Source organism: Streptomyces sp. P9-A4 (genome assembly GCF_036634195.1).
Classification (GTDB): domain Bacteria; phylum Actinomycetota; class Actinomycetes; order Streptomycetales; family Streptomycetaceae; genus Streptomyces.
On the sequence record NZ_JAZIFY010000001.1, the window covers coordinates 4,471,379 to 4,487,008 of the forward strand.

Below are 15,630 nucleotides of genomic sequence, written 5' to 3' on the forward strand. Positions count from 1 at the left end.
GCGAATCCGTGATGCAGTTCCTTCTGGCGTTGATCGTCGCCGGGCCGCTCCTCGGCGCGGCGGCCGCTCTCCTCCCGGCCCCGCCGGGGCTGAAGGGGAAGTCCCCGGACCAGGCCGTGCTCCGCCACGGAGTCACCGTCACCGGTGTCGTCCTGCTGGCCGCGATCGTCCTCGTCCTCGGCTTCGACCACGACCAGCCGTCGAGGATGCAGGCCACGACGGACATCAGCTGGATCAGGGCACTGGACGTGCGGATCCACCTCGGTGTCGACGGCATTTCCCTCCCCCTCCTGGTCCTGACCGCGCTCCTGAGCTTCCTCTGCGCGCTGTACAGCTACTTCAAGATGCCCGCGGGCCCGTCCCCGAAGGCCTTCGTCGCCCTGCTGCTCGTCCTGGAGTCCGGCACCCTCGCCACCTTCGCCGTCCTCGACCTCGTCCTGTTCTTCCTGGCCTTCGAGACGGTCCTCATCCCGATGTACTTCCTCATCGCCCGCTGGGGCGGCGAGGGCAGGCGGGCCGCCGCCTGGAAGTTCATCCTCTACACGCTGCTCGGTTCGGTCGTCATGCTGCTCGGCCTGCTCCTCATCGGCGTGAAGGCGGGCACGTTCGACATGGTGGCACTCGCCACTGACAACGGCCGTGGACTGACCACATCGGTGCAGGTCATCGCCGTTCTCGCGATCGGCATCGGGCTCGCGGTGAAGACCCCGATGTGGCCGCTGCACAGCTGGCTCCCGGACGCCCACACCGCCGCCCCGACGGTCGGCTCGGTCCTCCTCGCCGGCGTCCTGCTCAAGATGGGCACCTACGGGTTCGTCCGGATCGTCCTGCCGATCGCCCCCGACGGCATGCGGACCTTCGCCCCCTACCTCGCCGCCTTCGCCGTCGCCGGGATCATCTACGGATCGCTCGCCTGCCTCGCGCTCGCCCGGTCCGGCAACAAGGGCGACCTCAAGCGCCTCATCGCGTACTCCTCCGTCGGCCACATGGGCTTCGTCCTCCTCGGCATCGCCACCATGACCCCCACCGGAGTCAACGGCGCGCTCTTCGCCAACGTCGCCCACGGCCTTGTCACCGGCCTGCTGTTCTTCCTGGTCGGCGCCGTCAAGGACCGGTACGGCACCGCCGACCTCGACACCCTCGCCGGGGCCACCGGCGCCGCCCTCTACGGCCGCGCCCCCCGCCTCGGCGCCCTCCTCGCCTTCGCCGCCGTCGCCTCCCTCGGCCTGCCCGGCCTGGCCGGCTTCTGGGGCGAGATGCTGGCCCTGTTCGGCGCCTTCGAACCGGCCGCCGGCCTCAGCCGCCCCGCCTTCCTCACCTTCATGGCGATCGGCGCCTTCGGCACCCTGCTCACCGCCGCGTACCTCCTCCTCGTCGTCCGCCGCGTCTGCATGGGCGGCCCCCGGCCCGCCGGGGAGACACCGATCGCCGACGTCCAGGGGTACGAGTTCGCCGCCTGGACCCCGCTCGTCGCCCTCACCGTCCTCGCCGGACTCTGGCCCGCCGTCCTCCTCGGCCTCACCGACCCGGCCGTCCAGAAGCTCCTTGCCGGAGGCATCCGATGACCCCCGTGACGACGCTCGCCGGCGAGTCGCTCGTCCAGTCCGTCGACTGGCTCACGATCGCGCCCCCGACCCTGACGGCCGTGGTCGCCCTCGTGGTGCTCGTCGCCGACCTCTTCCTCCCCGAGGAGCGCAAGGGGATCCTCGGCTGGACCGCGATCGGCGGGCTCGTCGCCGCCCTCGCCCTCCTCCTCCCGCTGCGGGCCGGTGACCGCTCCACCTTCTGCCTCACGCCCGACACCCAGATCAGGGCGTGCAGCTACACCGCCGACCACTTCACCCTCGTCATCCAGCTGCTCGTGCTCGGCGGCGCCCTCCTCACGGCGCTGCTCTCGCTCACGGAGACCCGCGAGAAGCTCCCGGCCGGCGAGTTCTGGTTCCTGCTGCTGTCCTCCGCCGCGGGCGCGGCCCTGCTGCCCGCCTCCCGCGACCTGGCGACCCTGGTCATCGCACTCGAAGTGGCCTCGCTGCCCGCGTTCGCGCTGGTCGGCCTCAAGCGCGGCGACCGCAGGTCCGGGGAGGCGGCGCTCAAGTTCTTCCTGTCGTCCGTGACCGCGACCGCCGTCACCCTGCTCGGCGTCAGCTTCGTGTACGCGGCGACCGGCACCCTCCACCTCACGGAGCTGGCCCAGCGCCTCGACGACGTGCCCGGCCAGCTTCAGACGCTCGCCGAGGCGGGCGTGGCCCTCACCCTCGTCGGCTTCGCGTTCAAGACGGCCGCCGTCCCCTTCCACTTCTGGGTCCCCGACACCTATGTGGGCGCCCCGGTGCCGGTGGCCGCCTATCTGTCGGTGGTCGGCAAGGCCGTCGGCTTCACCGGGCTCATCCTGGTGACGGTCGTCGCCTTCCCGTCGTACGCGGACGTGTGGGGCCCGGCGCTCGCGGCCCTGGCCGCGCTGACCATGACCGTGGGCAACGTCGCCGCCCTGCGCCAGGTCTCCACGCGCGCGTGGAGCGCGGTCCGGCTGCTCGCCTGGTCGTCGGTCGCCCAGGCCGGCTACCTCCTGGTGCCGATCGCTGCCGCCGCGTACTCCAGCGACGACCAGGTCGGCGCCACCGTCGCGTACGCCCTGATGTACGCCGTCGTGAACCTCGGCGCCTTCGCGGTGGTCGCGCTCGTCGCCCGTACGCACCCCCTGAACCGCCTCGCGGACTACCGGGGCCTGTACGCGACGCGCCCCGCCGCGGCCCTCGCGCTCGGCTTCTTCCTGCTGAATCTGGCCGGTCTGCCCCCGGGTATCATCGGCCTCTTCGCCAAGGTGACCGTCTTCTCGGCGGCCGTCGACGCGGGCCTCGGCTGGCTGGCCGTGGTCATGGCCGTGAACGTCGTGATCGCGCTGTACTACTACCTCCGCTGGACGGCACTGCTGTTCCGTACGCCGGAGGCCGCGCCCGGAACCGCGTCGGAAGCCCCGCCGGAGAAGGCCCCCCACAGGGCCCCCGTGCCGATCACCCTGGCGATCGCGCTGACCGCCGTAGCCGGAGCGGTGCTGTCGGGTTACCCGCAGTTCGCCCTCCGCTTCGCCGCGAACAGCCTGTTCTGACCCTCAGAAGAGCCCGACCCCCCCCACAGAAAAAGAACGAGGAGCAAGACCCCGTGCTGAACGGATTCAAGGACTTCATACTTCGCGGGAACGTCATCTCGATGGCCATCGGTCTGGCCGTCGGTTCCGCGTTCACTGCCGTCGTCACGGGCTTCAGCAAGGCCTTCATCACCCCGCTCATCGGTCTCGCCACCGGCTCCGTCGGCGACTTCAGCGAGGCCAGCTTCAAGATCAAGGGCACGGTCTTCCCGTACGGCCTGGCCATAGCGGCGATCATCGCCTTCGTCATCACGGCGGCCGTCCTCTACTTCCTGATCGTCGTCCCGATGACCAAGATCCAGGACAAGTTCGCCAAGGCCGAGGCCGCCGACCCCAAGGCCGAGAAGCGCGACTGCCCCCGCTGCTTCACCGAGATCCCGGCCATCGCCTCCCGCTGCGCCCACTGCACCAGCGAGGTCGAGCCCGTCGCCACCGGCCTGGAGAAGCTCGCCGTCCCCGCGGCCCGCTGATCACCCGAACGGCGCACACCACCCCCGGTGCGGCCCGGGGAACCCGAGCTTCCCGCCTGGCGTTGACCAGTACGGAAGGGTCCACTGGAGGTGGGCCTCCCCCCGGACGACGTCCGGGAGTGGACGACCACGCAGCAAAGGGTTCCCCTGCCGCACCACTTGGAGGGCGTACCGTGCACCGCCGGCACAACGGGCTGAGGACCGCCGTACTCCTCGGAGGGCTCTCGGCCCTCATCATCGTCATCGGCAGTTTCTTCGGCCGTACGGGGCTGATCGTCGCGCTCGTCGTGGCGCTGGGCACCAACGCGTACGCGTACTGGAACAGCGACAAGCTCGCGCTGCGGGCCATGCGCGCCCGCCCGGTCAGCGAATTCGAGGCACCCGGCCTCTACCGGATCGTGCGGGAGCTCTCCACGCAGGCCAGACAGCCGATGCCACGGCTGTACATCTCGCCGACCCAGGCGCCCAACGCCTTCGCGACCGGCCGCAACCCGCGCAACGCCGCGGTCTGCTGCACCGAGGGCATCCTCGCGATCCTCGACGAGCGCGAGCTGCGCGGGGTCATCGGCCATGAGCTGAGCCACGTCTACAACCGGGACATCCTCATCTCCTCGGTCGCCGGAGCCCTCGCCTCCGTGATCATGTTCCTGGTCAACTTCGCCTGGCTGATCCCGGTCGGCCGCTCCAACGACGACGACGGCCCCGGACTGCTCGGAATGCTCCTGGTCATGATCCTGGGCCCGGTCGCCGCCTCCGTGATCCAGCTGGCCATCTCCCGCTCCCGGGAGTACGAGGCCGACGCCTCCGGCGCCCAGCTCACCGGCGACCCGCTCGCCCTGGCCAGCGCCCTGCGGAAGCTGGACGCGGGCACCAAGCAGCTGCCGCTGCCCCCCGAGCCCCGGATCGAGACCGCGAGCCACATGATGATCGCGAACCCGTTCCGGCCCGGACAGGGCATGTCCAAGATGTTCTCCACCCATCCGCCGATGGCCGAGCGCATCGCCCGGCTCGAACAGATGGCAGGTCACCGACCGTGAAGACGATCCTCAACGTCATATGGCTGATCCTGTGCGGCTTCTGGATGTTCCTGGGCTACATGCTCGCGGGCGTCCTGCTCTGCATCACGATCATCGGCATCCCCTTCGGACTCGCCGCCTTCCGCATCGGCGTCTACGCCCTGTGGCCCTTCGGGCAGACGGTCGTGGACCGCCGTGACGCGGGCGCCGCCTCCTGCGTCGGCAACGTCCTGTGGCTGATCCTCGCCGGGTGGTGGCTCGCCCTCGGCCACATCACCACCGGCATCGCCCTCTGCATCACGATCATCGGCATCCCGCTCGGCATCGCGAACTTCAAGATGATCCCGGTCTCCCTGATGCCCCTAGGCAAGGAGATCGTCCCCACGAACCAGGCGTACGGCTACCAGAGCCGCTGAGGAGCCCGGTGCAGAACCCGAGGTACGCACTCCTCTCCGGCCGGTACGCGGTCGCGCTCTGCACGGACGTCGAGGGCCTCTTCGGCGAACCCGACCCGCCGCCCCGCACACGGTACGAGCTCCGCGGCTGCGAACCGCGCGGCGAGCTGGCCCGCGCCGTCACCGAGGCGATCGTGGAGGGCACGGCCCCGCTCGGCACCCTCGACGTGGAGACCCCCGACGGGCCCTGGCGCTTCGACGCCGTCCGCGTCCTGGGCGCGCGCGGCGACACGGTCACGGTGGAGAGCGCGGGCGCCCCGCGCCGCCTCCCAGGGGCGTACGGCAGGGCGTGCGGCGCCACCCCCAGCGCCCCCCTCGCCCCGAGCGCCCCCCTCGCCCCCAGCGCGCCCCTCGTGCCGAGCCCTCACCCCGCCCCGAACCCCCGCCCCGTACCCGTCGCCCACCTCATACCCGTCTCCACACCCGTCTCCCACGAGGTCCCCGCCGGGACCGGCCGCACCGAGGTCACCTTCCTCGGCTGCTCCCCGCGCGGCGCGCTCCGCGACGCCCTGGCCGCCGGCGCCGAGGAGTTCGAGGCGGTCCGCTACCAGGGCCTCACCTGGCTCGGGAACCACCACCACGAGGCCGAGGCGGGCCGCGTCACCGGCTGGGACACCTCCGCCGGCCACCGCGGTCTGATCGACCTGACCGTGTCCTTCTCCCGTACGGGCCTCCTGCCGCACCCGACCCGGGACGTGTGGGACCTCTTCTGGCGCGACCGGCCCACCGAGCCGGGAACCTGGCGCCGCTTCCCCGGCCCCGGCCGGGCCCTGTGGCTGACCCAGGCCGCCGCACTCGGCCCGTACGGCGCCCGGGAGGTCGTCCCGGGCGCGACGTACCACCTCGACGGCACCGGCGTCCTCGACGAGGACTCCTTCCTCTGTGCCGTGGGCGAGACCGTCCGCGGCCCCGGTCACACTCTCCGCGGAGGCCTCCGGGCGGTCGCCGACGCGCTGGAGGGCGCCACCCTCGTCTGGCACCACGCCGACGTGGCCCGCGCCTGCCTCGGCGTGCGCCCGCTGACCGGACGGCGCCCGGCCACCTTCCACGAGATCACCGAGGGCCTCACGGCCGCGGGGGTACGGCTCGTCCTCGACTGACCGCCCACGCCACGACCCCCGCCGCGACGACCGCCGAGCCCGCGAGGACGGAACCGAGCGGCAGCGCGAAGGCCAGCGCCCCGCACCCGGCGAGCCCCAGCGCGGCGAGCGGCCGCCGCTCCGGCCCCAGCGTCCAGGCCGAGGCGTTCGCGATCCCGTAGTAGACCAGCACCCCGAACGACGAGAAGCCGATCGCACCCCGCACGTCCGCCGTCGCCGCCACCACGGCCACCACCGCGCCCACCGCGACCTCCATCCGGTGCGGCACCTGGAAACGCGGGTGGACGGCCGCGAGCGCCGTCGGCAGATACCCGTCCCGGGCCATGGCCAGGGCCGTACGGGACACCCCGAGGATCAGCGACAGCAGCGAGCCCAGAGCGGCGACGGCCGCGCCCACCGCGACCACCGGCACCAGCCATTCGGCGCCGGCCGCGCGGGCCGCGTCGGTCAGCGGGGTGGGGGAGTCGGCCAGGGCGCCGGGGCCGAGGACGGTGAGCACGCTCACGGCGACGAGCACGTACACGGCGAGCGCGATCCCGAGCGCGAGCGGTACGGCGCGCGGGATCGTCCGGGCCGGGTCGCGGACCTCCTCGCCGAGCGTGGCGATGCGCGCGTACCCCGCGAATGCGAAGAAGAGCAAACCAGCGGCCTGGAGGACGCCGCCGAAGGTCAGCTCCCCGCCGGGCGCGAGCGGGGAGGTCCCGCCGGCCCCGAGGGAGACCACGACCAGCACGGAGAGGACCGCGAGGACCAGCGCCACGATCACCCGCGTGAGCAGCGCCGACTTCTGAACTCCCCCGTAGTTCACGGCCGTCAGGGCCACCACCGCGGCCACCGCCACCGCGTGCGTCTGCCCCGGCCACAGGTACGCCCCGACGGTCAGCGCCATCGCCGCGCAGGAGGCGGTCTTGCCCACCACGAACGCCCAGCCGGCCAGGTACCCCCAGAAGGGTCCCAACCGTTCGCGACCGTACACATAGGTGCCGCCCGAGCTGGGGTGGCGGGCGGCGAGCCGGGCCGAGGCCATGGCGTTGCAGTACGCGATGACGGCGGCGATCCCGAGCGCGAGCAGCAGCCCGCCACCGGACCCGGCAGCCCCGGCGGCCGGCCCGAGGGCGACGAAGATCCCGGCCCCGACCATGGCACCGAGCCCGATCACGACCGCGTCGAAGACACCGAGGGACCGCCGCAGCTCACCACTCATGCGCCGCAGCCTAGGGGGTGTCCCGGCGTGTCCACAGCCCGGTCTCCCGGAGCGTGATGTTCAGCCGCCCGGTCAGCCCGAGCCCCGGATCGGCCGTCCCCGGGAACACCTTCGGCACCCCGTGGTGCACCCACCGCGACACCCCGCCGAACACGAACAGGTCCCCGGAGGCCAGATCCACGTCCTGGTACGGCCGGCCCCGGCTCTCCTCGTTGCCGAAGCGGAACACGCACCGGTCCCCGAGGCTCAGCGACACCACCGGCGCACCCGAACGCTCCTCCCGGTCCTGGTGCATCCCCATCCGCGCCCCCGGCGCGTAGAAGTTCACCAGCGCGGTGTCGGGCGTGAATCCTCCGTCGTCCCCGTACGCCTCGGCCAGCGCCTCCCGGCCCAGGGCCACGAGCCAGCCGGGCAGCGGCACCCCGACGGTGTCGAGATAGCGGTACGGCTCCCACTGCCGGCCCAGGCACAGTGAACGCACCGACATGACGCCCCCGCCGGGCAGCACGGTCTGGCGGTACGGCACCGGCCCCCGCCCCCACTCGCGGCAGACGTCCACCAGCTCCCGCTGCCGGGCGAACGGCAGCCACCCGGGGACGTGCACGGCACCGGGCGCGACCGTGGCCCGCTCGCGCGGGAACAGCCCCTCGGTCACACCAGGGCCCCCTCCAGGCCCAGGAGCCGCTCCTTGCGCTCCAGCCCGGCGGCGTACCCGCGCAGACTCCCGTCGGCCCCGATCACCCGGTGGCAGGGCCGCACCACGAGCAGCGGATTGCGCCCGATCGCGGTCCCCACCGCCCGCACCCCGGCGCCCGGGGAACCGACGCGCCGCGCGATCTCCCCGTACGAGACGGTCGTGCCGTACGGGATCTCCTCCAGGGCCTGCCAGACGCGCCGCTGGAACGGGGTCCCGGCGTCGCCGTCGAGCGGCAGCTCGAACCGGTCCCGGCGCCCGGCGAAGTACTCCCCGAGCTGCTCGACGACCAGGCCGAAGGCCTCGGGCGCCAGGACCCACCCGTCCTCGACCTCGACGGCGCCCTTCTGCCCCGGCAGGGACAGCGAGCGCAGCACGGCACGGCCCCCTCCGGCGAGCTGCCCGACAAGCAGCATCTCGCCCAGGGGGCCGTCGGCGTACGCGTACACGGTCATGGCTGGTTCCTCTCCCCGCACGGGTCTTCCACAGACCCAGTGTGCGGGGACCGCCGAACCTCGGGCTGGCGGTATTCGGACATGACCTTCACGACCGCCAAGGGGTCAGCGGTAGTTCACGAACTGGATCGCGAAGTCGAAGTCCTTGCCCTTGAGCAACGCCTGGACGGCCTGCAGGTCGTCCCGGCTCTTCGAGCTGACCCGCAGCTCCTCGCCCTGCACCTGCGCCTTGACACCCTTGGGGCCCTCGTCGCGGATGGCCTTCGCGACCTTCTTGGCGTTCTCCTGGGAGATGCCCTCCTGGACGGAGGCGAAGAGCTTGTACTCCTTGCCGGACAGCTGCGGCTCACCCTCGACGTCCAGCGACTTCAGCGAGATGCCCCGCTTGATCAGCTTGGACTGGAAGATGTCGAGGATCGCCATGACGCGCTCCTCGCCGTTCGCCTGCATCAGGATCTTCTCGCCCGACCAGGCGATCGAGGCGTTGGTTCCCTTGAAGTCGTAGCGCTGCGAGATCTCCTTCACGGCCTGGTTGAGGGCGTTGTCGACCTCCTGCCGCTCGACCTTGGACACGATGTCGAAACTGGAGTCGGCCATGACTCGTGGCTCCTTGCTCGGATGCTGTGGGGTACAGCCCAAAGCCTAGGGGGTGCGCAACGGCCCGAACGGCTGATCAATCCGGTGGCGAAGCACCCCCCGGGATCAGGTATCGTTTACGTCGTTGCCACGGAACACCGCAGAAAAGCGGCTCCACGGCAGCGATCTCATGGCGATGTGCCCGAGTGGCCAATGGGAGCGGACTGTAAATCCGTCGGCTTAGCCTACCCAGGTTCGAATCCTGGCGTCGCCACGCGATACGGAAGGTCCCCGGTGCTTGCACCGGGGACCTTCTCGCGTTTCCGCGGGGCCGACAGGGCCGGGTGGGGGATCAGTTTCCGGCCACGTCCTTCACCGCGACGGTCAGCGGTGTCGGGCCCGCGATCAGTTCCAGGGTCAGGCCGGCCGTCGCCGGGGTGTCCAGGAGTTCCGCCAGGACCGCCGCCACGTCGTCCCGGGGGACCGGCCCGCGGCCCGTGCGGGCCTCCAGGCGGACCATGCCCGTGCCCGCGTCGTTGGTCAGCGAGCCCGGGCGCAGGACCGTCCAGTCCAGCGCCGTACGCGACCTGACCTCGTCGTCGGCGGCGCCCTTCGCGCGGAGGTACGCGTCGAAGATCTCGTCGCCCGGGTGGGTGGAGTCGGCGCCCATCGAGGAGACGACGACATACCGCCGTACGCCCGCCCGTTCCGCCGCGTCCGCGAACAGCACCGCGGCCGCCCGGTCCACCGTGTCCTTGCGGTCCGCCCCGCTGCCCGGCCCCGCGCCCGCGGCGAAGACCGCCGCGTCCGCGCCCTGGAGCACCGCGGCGACCATCTCCACCGACGCCGACTCCAGGTCCAGGACGGCGGGCTCCGCGCCCGCGTCCCGCAGGTCCCCCGCCTGCTCCGGTCTGCGGATGATCCCCGTGACCTCGTGCCCGCCCGCCGAGAGCAGCCTCTCCAGGCGCAGGGCGATCTGTCCGTGTCCTCCAGCGATGACGATGCGCATACTCACGACCGTACGACGGGACCGGCCGGAGGGCTTCCCGGCTCCGGCGGACGCTCCGGGCGCGCCTGCCTCGGCAGGTCCAGCGCCGCCGCCGAGTCGCAGTACTCCCGTACCGCGCTGGTCCGGGCCACCACCCGCCCCCGGTGCACCACGATCCGGCTGTACGCGAGGGACAGCACGCCCGAGAGGCGCTCGCCGCGCACCGCGAGCAGCTCCGCGGGGAACCCGGCCTCCACCCGCACCTCCGGCAGCCCCGTCGCCGCCCGCGCCTCCGCGCTCACCGCCGCGTACGCCTCCTCCGGCGGGATCCCGCCGAGCGAGGCCAGCAGATACGCCGCCTCCAGCGGATCGCCGCGCCCCACCGGGTTCGCCACGTCCCGCAGCGCCCCGCTGCCCGCCGCGACCCGCACCCCGGCCGCCCGCAGCAGCCGTACCGGCGCCGAGCCGCGCCGCTCCGTGCTCCCGCAGCCGCCCTGCGGCAGGCACACCACGGTCACCCCGGCCGCCGCCAGCCCGTCCGCCGCCCGCCGGGCCACGTCGGCGGGCAGCCGGCCGAGCCCCGCGCACGGGCCGATCGACACCCCGGGGCGCAGCCCGCCGGCCATCGCCGCGAGCCGGGCGAGCCGCGCCGGGTCGCCGCCGTCGGTGTGCAGGTCGACCGGGACGCCGTGCTCGGCCGCGACCTCCAGGACCGCTTCCACGTACCCGGACGGGTCCGGGTCGAGGTCCGGGCAGCCGCCGACCACCCCGGCGCCCATCTTCACCGCGTCCCGCAGCATCGCCAGGCCGTCGGCGCCCGCCACCCCGGTGAGCAGCCTCGGCACCGCGACCGCGGTCAGGTCCACCAGACCGCGCAGCGAGCGCCTGGCCTGGAGGACGGCTTCGAGCGGGCCGAGCCCGTGGACGTCGCCGGTCCGCACGTGCGCGCGCTGCGCGGTCGCGCCGTGGCCGAGCTGGAGCAGCGCGGCCTCGGTGGCCCGGCGCTGCACCTCCTCAGGGGCGTACGAGACGGGCCCGGGGGAGTCGGCGGAGAGCGCGGTGTCGGCGTGCGCGTGGGGTTCGGCGGCGGCGGGCAGCAGCAGATAGCCGGTGAGGTCGACCCGTGCTCCGACGGCGGCGAGGCTGCCGGCCGTGCCGACCGCCTCGATGCGGCCGCCGACGAGCCGTACGTCGACGGTCCGCCCGTCGGTGAGCCGTGCGTGGGAGAGCAGGAGGGAGGTCGAGTCGGCCGTGGTGGCGGCCCCGTCCTCGGGCGGCGGCTGGGGCTGCTTGCTGTCGGCTGACATCGGGCTCCTCAAGGCTCCTCAAGATCAAGATCACGCAGCGTGGGGGCCGAGCCTAGGGGCGCTCGGTCCGGGCTTCGAGGAGGAGCGCAATAGTCGTACCGATGAGGCCACGAGTGGCGTACGGGACGCCTGGTGGGGACCCTCGCGGGGGCTCCGCGAAACGGATTTGGGTGATGGGCCGGAGACCGTGTAATGTCTTCCTCGCTCGCCCCAATAGCTCAGTCGGTAGAGCGTCTCCATGGTAAGGAGAAGGTCTACGGTTCGATTCCGTATTGGGGCTCTGGTGAGAAGGGCCCGTCTTCGGACGGGATCCGGATCATCAAAGCGGTGTAGCTCAGTCGGTAGAGCAAGCGGCTCATAATCGCTGTGTCACCGGTTCAAGTCCGGTCACCGCTACACACGGTAGCCGATTGTGGGGTCGGTCCTTCGATCGGCTACTCTTTTATGCGTTCATCCGTCCCATCCGTCCAAGGAGCACTCACGTGGCTGCCACCGACGTCCGCCCGAAGATCACGCTGGCCTGCGTGGAGTGCAAGGAGCGGAACTACATCACCAAGAAGAACCGGCGTAACAACCCGGATCGCATGGAGATGAAGAAGCACTGCCCCCGCTGCAACTCGCACACTGCGCACCGCGAGACGCGCTAATCAGGCTCGTACACGAGGCCGTCCCCACTGCGGGGGCGGCCTCGTGTCGTTTGTCGGCACACAGACGGCGACGGCACCGCCGGAGCCCTCGGCAACAAATCCAGGAGGTATCGAGTCCATGGCGCTCGACCAGTCCTTCGTGGGCCGGACCTATCCGCCCACCGCGCCCTACGAGGTCGGCCGCGAGAAGATCCGCGAGTTCGCCGAGGCGATCGGTGACGCGAATCCCGCGTACACCGACACCGAGGCGGCCAAGGCGCTCGGGCACTCCGATGTGATCGCCCCGCCGACCTTCGTGTTCGCCATCACGTTCAAGGCGGCCGGCGCGGTCATCGAGGACCCGCAGCTGGGCCTGGACTACAGCCGCGTCGTGCACGGCGACCAGAAGTTCGCCTACACCCGGCCCGTGCGTGCCGGGGACCGGCTCTCGGTCACCTCCACCATCGAGGCGATCAAGTCCCTCGCGGGCAACGACATCCTGGACATCCGCGGCGAGGTCCACGACGCCTCCGGCGAACACGTCGTGACCGCCTGGACCAAGCTCGTCTCCCGCGCACCCGAGGGGGTCTGACCATGACCGCGAAGATCGCCTACGACGAGGTCGAGGTCGGCACCGAGCTGCCCGCGCAGACCTTCCCCGTGACGCGCGCCACGCTGGTGCGGTACGCGGGCGCCTCCGGGGACTTCAACCCCATCCACTGGAACGAGAAGTTCGCGGTGGAGGTCGGCCTGCCCGACGTCATCGCCCACGGCATGTTCACCATGGCCGAGGCGGTCCGCGTCGTCACCGACTGGGCCGGCGACCCCGCCGCCGTCGTCGAGTACGGCGTCCGCTTCACCAAGCCCGTCGTCGTCGCCGACGACGGGACCGGTGCCCTGATCGAGGTCAGCGCCAAGGTCGCGGCGAAGCTCGACGACCAGCGGGTCCGGGTGGACCTCACGGCGATGTGCGCCGGACAGAAGGTGCTGGGGATGAGCCGGGCCGTGGTCCGGCTCGCCTGACGCGGCTGACGGGCCCCGCTTTCCGCCGTGGCGGAAAGCGGGGCCCGTACTCTTGAGCCCGTGCAGCTCCTCAACGACGCCCCCCTCGCGCCCCTGACCACCTTCCGGCTCGGTGGCCCCGCCGCCCGGCTCGTCACCGCCACCACGGACGACGAGGTCGTCGCGGCCGTGCGCGAGGCCGACGCCGCGGGGACCCCGCTGCTGATCATCGGCGGCGGCTCCAACCTGGTCATCGGGGACAAGGGCTTCGACGGCACCGCGCTGCGCATCGCCACCACCGGCTTCGCCCTGGACGGGACCCGGCTCGAACTCGCCGCCGGCGAGGTCTGGACGGACGCCGTCGCCCGGACCGTCGAGGCCGGGCTCGCCGGGATCGAGTGCCTGGCCGGCATCCCCGGCTCGGCCGGCGCGACCCCCATCCAGAACGTCGGCGCCTACGGGCAGGACGTCTCCGCCACCGTCACGGAGGTCGTCGCCTACGACCGGCGCGCGGAGGAGACCGTCACCCTCACGGGCGCCGAGTGCGCCTTCTCGTACCGGCACAGCGTCTTCAAGGACCACCCCGAGCGGTACGTGGTGCTGCGCGTCCGGTTCGAGCTGGAGGACGCGGACGGGATGTCCGCCCCGATCAAGTACCCGGAGACCGCCCGCGCCCTCGGCGTCGAGGCGGGCGACCGGGTGCCCCTCGCCACCGCCCGCGAGACCGTGCTGCGGCTGCGCGCGGGCAAGGGCATGGTCCTGGACCCGGAGGACCACGACACCTGGTCGGCGGGCTCCTTCTTCACCAACCCGATCCTCACGGCGGGGGAGTACGAGACCTTCCTCGCGCGCGTGGCCGGGCGTCTCGGCGCGGACGTCGCCCCGCCGGCCTTTCCCGCGGGCGGGGACGGCGAGGTGAAGACCTCAGCCGCGTGGCTGATCGACCGGGCCGGGTTCACCAAGGGGTACGGCTCCGGGCCCGCGCGGATCTCCACCAAGCACACGCTCGCCCTCACCAACCGGGGCGAGGCGACCACCGAGGACCTGCTGGCGCTCGCCCGCGAGGTCGTCGCCGGGGTCCACGAGGCCTTCGGGATCACCCTCGTCAACGAGCCGGTGACGGTCGGCGTCAGCCTCTGAGGTTCCGTACGCGACTGTTCGGCACGCGGCTGTTTCGTACGCGACTGTTCAGTACGCGACGCCCACGCCCTGCTCGACCGTCGCCGGGTCGTCGATCATCGACAGCATCGCGTGGGCCACGTCCGCGCGGGCGAGCGAGCGGCCCCGGGGCGGGTTCCCGCCGACGCCGACCCGGTGGCCGCCGCGTCGCTGCTCCTGGGCGCCTGTGTCCAGTGCGCCTTCGCCTGGGAGACGAGCCCGGACCGCAGGCCGCCGGACTCCCTCGACGACTTCGCCCGCGGGCTCGCCCGCACCCCGCTCAGGGGGATCAGCCGGCGATCCAGTCGTCGATCCCCGCGAGCAGCTTCGCCCGTACGTCCTCCGGGGCCGCCGAGCCCCGCACCGACTGCCGGGCCAGCTCCGCCAGCTCCGCGTCCGTGAAGGCGTGGTGCCGGCGGGCGATCTCGTACTGCGCGGCGAGCCGCGAGCCGAAGAGCAGCGGGTCGTCCGCGCCGAGCGCCATCGGCACCCCCGCCTCGAAGAGCGTCCGCAGGGGTACGTCCTCGTGCTTCTCGTACACCCCGAGGGCCACGTTCGACGCGGGGCAGACCTCGCAGGTCACCCCGCGCTCCGCGAGCCTGCGGAGCAGCCGCGGGTCCTCCGCCGACCGCACGCCGTGGCCGACCCGCGCCGCCCGCAGGTCGTCCAGGCAGTCCCGTACCGAAGCGGGACCCGTCAGCTCGCCGCCGTGCGGGGCCGCGAGCAGACCGCCGTCGCGTGCGATGGCGAAGGCCCGGTCGAAGTCCCGCGCCATGCCCCGCCGCTCGTCGTTGGAGAGCCCGAAGCCGACGACTCCCCGGTCCGCGAACCGCACCGCGAGCCGGGCGAGCGTACGCGCCTCCAGCGGGTGCTTCATCCGGTTCGCCGCGACCAGCACCCGCATCCCGAGCCCGGTCTCCCGCGAGGCCGCGTCGACCGCGTCGAGGATGATCTCCAGGGCCGGGATGAGCCCGCCGAGGTGCGGGGCGTACGAGGTGGGATCGACCTGGATCTCCAGCCACCCGGAACCGTCCCTGACGTCCTCCTGGGCCGCCTCGCGCACGAGCCGCTGGATGTCCTCGGGGGCGCGCAGACAGGAGCGGGCGACGTCGTAGAGACGCTGGAAGCGGAACCAGCCGCGCTCGTCGGTCGCCCGCAGCCGGGGAGGCGTACCGCCCTTGAGCGCCTCGGGGAGGCGCACCCCGTACTTGTCGGCCAGTTCGAGCAGGGTCGAGGGCCTCATCGAACCGGTGAAGTGCAGGTGCAGATGGGCCTTCGGGAGGGTCGTGAGATCGCGGTATTCGTGCTCCATCGGCCGATCCTGCCCTACCCGAATGGACGAACACAGCCCGTTTCCCCGATCGGGACCTTGCTAGAACGCAAAAACGGGCCCCCGGTTCCGAAGAACCGGGGGCCCGTCCAGCCCACTCCCAA

The 15,630-nt window shown here is 72.4% G+C and carries 17 protein-coding genes, 3 tRNA genes and 1 pseudogene; 13 read left to right on the forward strand and 8 right to left on the reverse strand.

Translation table 11 applies throughout. The annotated features are described in order from the left end of the window. Nucleotides 1-11 precede the first annotated feature (11 nt). The 6 genes from V4Y03_RS20190 to V4Y03_RS20215 all read left to right on the forward strand — a co-directional run bounded on the left by V4Y03_RS20190 (nt 12) and on the right by V4Y03_RS20215 (nt 6,186). Nucleotides 12-1,565, forward strand: a complete 1,554-nt coding sequence (locus V4Y03_RS20190) for a complex I subunit 4 family protein (RefSeq protein ID WP_332437235.1) — start codon at nt 12-14, stop codon at nt 1,563-1,565. Continuing rightward, complete coding sequence (locus tag V4Y03_RS20195; protein WP_317876972.1) at nt 1,562-3,106, forward strand: NADH-quinone oxidoreductase subunit N; 1,545 nt, start codon at nt 1,562-1,564, stop codon at nt 3,104-3,106. Before V4Y03_RS20190 ends, V4Y03_RS20195 begins: the two co-directional genes overlap by 4 nt. Before the next feature lie 53 nt (nt 3,107-3,159). Continuing rightward, the gene (mscL, locus tag V4Y03_RS20200; RefSeq protein WP_317876973.1) at nt 3,160-3,615 is read left to right on the forward strand and encodes a large conductance mechanosensitive channel protein MscL; all 456 of its coding nucleotides are present in this window, start codon (nt 3,160-3,162) and stop codon (nt 3,613-3,615) included. 173 nt (nt 3,616-3,788) lie between these two features. Continuing rightward, nucleotides 3,789-4,652 (forward strand): zinc metalloprotease HtpX, encoded by an 864-nt coding sequence (htpX, locus tag V4Y03_RS20205; protein ID WP_332435836.1) that lies wholly within the window; start codon nt 3,789-3,791, stop codon nt 4,650-4,652. After that, a complete protein-coding gene (locus tag V4Y03_RS20210) occupies nt 4,649-5,047 on the forward strand; it encodes a YccF domain-containing protein (RefSeq protein ID WP_332435837.1) in 399 nt (132 codons plus the stop codon). The genes htpX and V4Y03_RS20210 overlap by 4 nt, the downstream gene beginning before the upstream one ends. A gap of 8 nt (nt 5,048-5,055) precedes the next feature. Next, complete coding sequence (locus V4Y03_RS20215) at nt 5,056-6,186, forward strand: hypothetical protein (protein ID WP_332435838.1); 1,131 nt, start codon at nt 5,056-5,058, stop codon at nt 6,184-6,186. On the opposite strand, the gene V4Y03_RS20220 is transcribed toward V4Y03_RS20215, so the two are convergent. From V4Y03_RS20220 to V4Y03_RS20235, 4 genes are all read right to left on the reverse strand, one after another. Further along, nucleotides 6,152-7,390, reverse strand: a complete 1,239-nt coding sequence (locus V4Y03_RS20220; RefSeq protein ID WP_332435839.1) for an APC family permease — start codon at nt 7,388-7,390, stop codon at nt 6,152-6,154. The two genes, V4Y03_RS20215 and V4Y03_RS20220, sit on opposite strands and share 35 nt — an antisense overlap. Nucleotides 7,391-7,400: 10 nt before the next feature. After that, a complete protein-coding gene (locus V4Y03_RS20225; protein ID WP_332435840.1) occupies nt 7,401-8,045 on the reverse strand; it encodes an alpha-ketoglutarate-dependent dioxygenase AlkB family protein in 645 nt (214 codons plus the stop codon). Next, entirely contained in the window at nt 8,042-8,539 is a 498-nt protein-coding gene (locus tag V4Y03_RS20230; protein WP_332435841.1) for a methylated-DNA--[protein]-cysteine S-methyltransferase, read from the reverse strand. The genes V4Y03_RS20225 and V4Y03_RS20230 overlap by 4 nt, the downstream gene beginning before the upstream one ends. 105 nt (nt 8,540-8,644) lie before the next feature. Beyond that, complete coding sequence (locus tag V4Y03_RS20235; RefSeq protein ID WP_317878263.1) at nt 8,645-9,136, reverse strand: YajQ family cyclic di-GMP-binding protein; 492 nt, start codon at nt 9,134-9,136, stop codon at nt 8,645-8,647. Nucleotides 9,137-9,307: 171 nt separating this feature from the next. On the opposite strand from V4Y03_RS20235, the gene V4Y03_RS20240 reads away from it, so the two are divergent. Beyond that, nucleotides 9,308-9,389 (forward strand) — tRNA-Tyr (locus V4Y03_RS20240). 78 nt (nt 9,390-9,467) lie between these two features. Here V4Y03_RS20240 and V4Y03_RS20245 read toward each other — a convergent pair. Both V4Y03_RS20245 and V4Y03_RS20250 read right to left on the reverse strand, forming a co-directional pair. Next, nucleotides 9,468-10,124 carry an NAD(P)H-binding protein gene (locus tag V4Y03_RS20245; protein ID WP_332435842.1) on the reverse strand — a complete coding sequence of 219 codons (657 nt, stop codon included), beginning with the start codon at nt 10,122-10,124 and terminating at the stop codon, nt 9,468-9,470. Nucleotides 10,125-10,126: 2 nt separating this feature from the next. Beyond that, the gene (locus V4Y03_RS20250) at nt 10,127-11,410 is read right to left on the reverse strand and encodes an amidohydrolase family protein (RefSeq protein ID WP_332435843.1); all 1,284 of its coding nucleotides are present in this window, start codon (nt 11,408-11,410) and stop codon (nt 10,127-10,129) included. 207 nt (nt 11,411-11,617) lie between these two features. Here V4Y03_RS20250 and V4Y03_RS20255 point away from each other — a divergent pair. The 6 genes from V4Y03_RS20255 (at nt 11,618) to V4Y03_RS20280 (ending at nt 14,178) form a co-directional block, all read left to right on the forward strand. Continuing rightward, a tRNA-Thr gene (locus tag V4Y03_RS20255) sits at nt 11,618-11,690 on the forward strand. A 43-nt stretch (nt 11,691-11,733) separates the two neighbouring features. Further along, nucleotides 11,734-11,806, forward strand: a tRNA-Met gene (locus tag V4Y03_RS20260). A gap of 86 nt (nt 11,807-11,892) precedes the next feature. Further along, nucleotides 11,893-12,057, forward strand: a complete 165-nt coding sequence (gene rpmG, locus V4Y03_RS20265; RefSeq protein WP_007265873.1) for a 50S ribosomal protein L33 — start codon at nt 11,893-11,895, stop codon at nt 12,055-12,057. Nucleotides 12,058-12,175: 118 nt separating this feature from the next. Further along, nucleotides 12,176-12,628: a MaoC family dehydratase N-terminal domain-containing protein gene (locus V4Y03_RS20270; protein ID WP_317874077.1), complete on the forward strand. Its 453-nt coding sequence runs from the start codon at nt 12,176-12,178 to the stop codon at nt 12,626-12,628. Nucleotides 12,629-12,630: 2 nt separating this feature from the next. Next, the gene (locus tag V4Y03_RS20275; RefSeq protein ID WP_317874078.1) at nt 12,631-13,059 is read left to right on the forward strand and encodes a MaoC family dehydratase; all 429 of its coding nucleotides are present in this window, start codon (nt 12,631-12,633) and stop codon (nt 13,057-13,059) included. 27 nt (nt 13,060-13,086) lie between these two features. Continuing rightward, nucleotides 13,087-14,178, forward strand: a complete 1,092-nt coding sequence (locus tag V4Y03_RS20280; protein WP_317874079.1) for a UDP-N-acetylmuramate dehydrogenase — start codon at nt 13,087-13,089, stop codon at nt 14,176-14,178. A gap of 48 nt (nt 14,179-14,226) precedes the next feature. Here the strand turns inward: V4Y03_RS20280 and V4Y03_RS20285 are convergent. Then, nucleotides 14,227-14,361 (reverse strand): annotated as a pseudogene (locus V4Y03_RS20285) (epimerase); the annotation flags it as partial. A gap of 124 nt (nt 14,362-14,485) precedes the next feature. Beyond that, complete coding sequence (locus tag V4Y03_RS20295; RefSeq protein WP_317874080.1) at nt 14,486-15,508, reverse strand: adenosine deaminase; 1,023 nt, start codon at nt 15,506-15,508, stop codon at nt 14,486-14,488. Between the last annotated feature and the right edge of the window lie 122 nt (nt 15,509-15,630).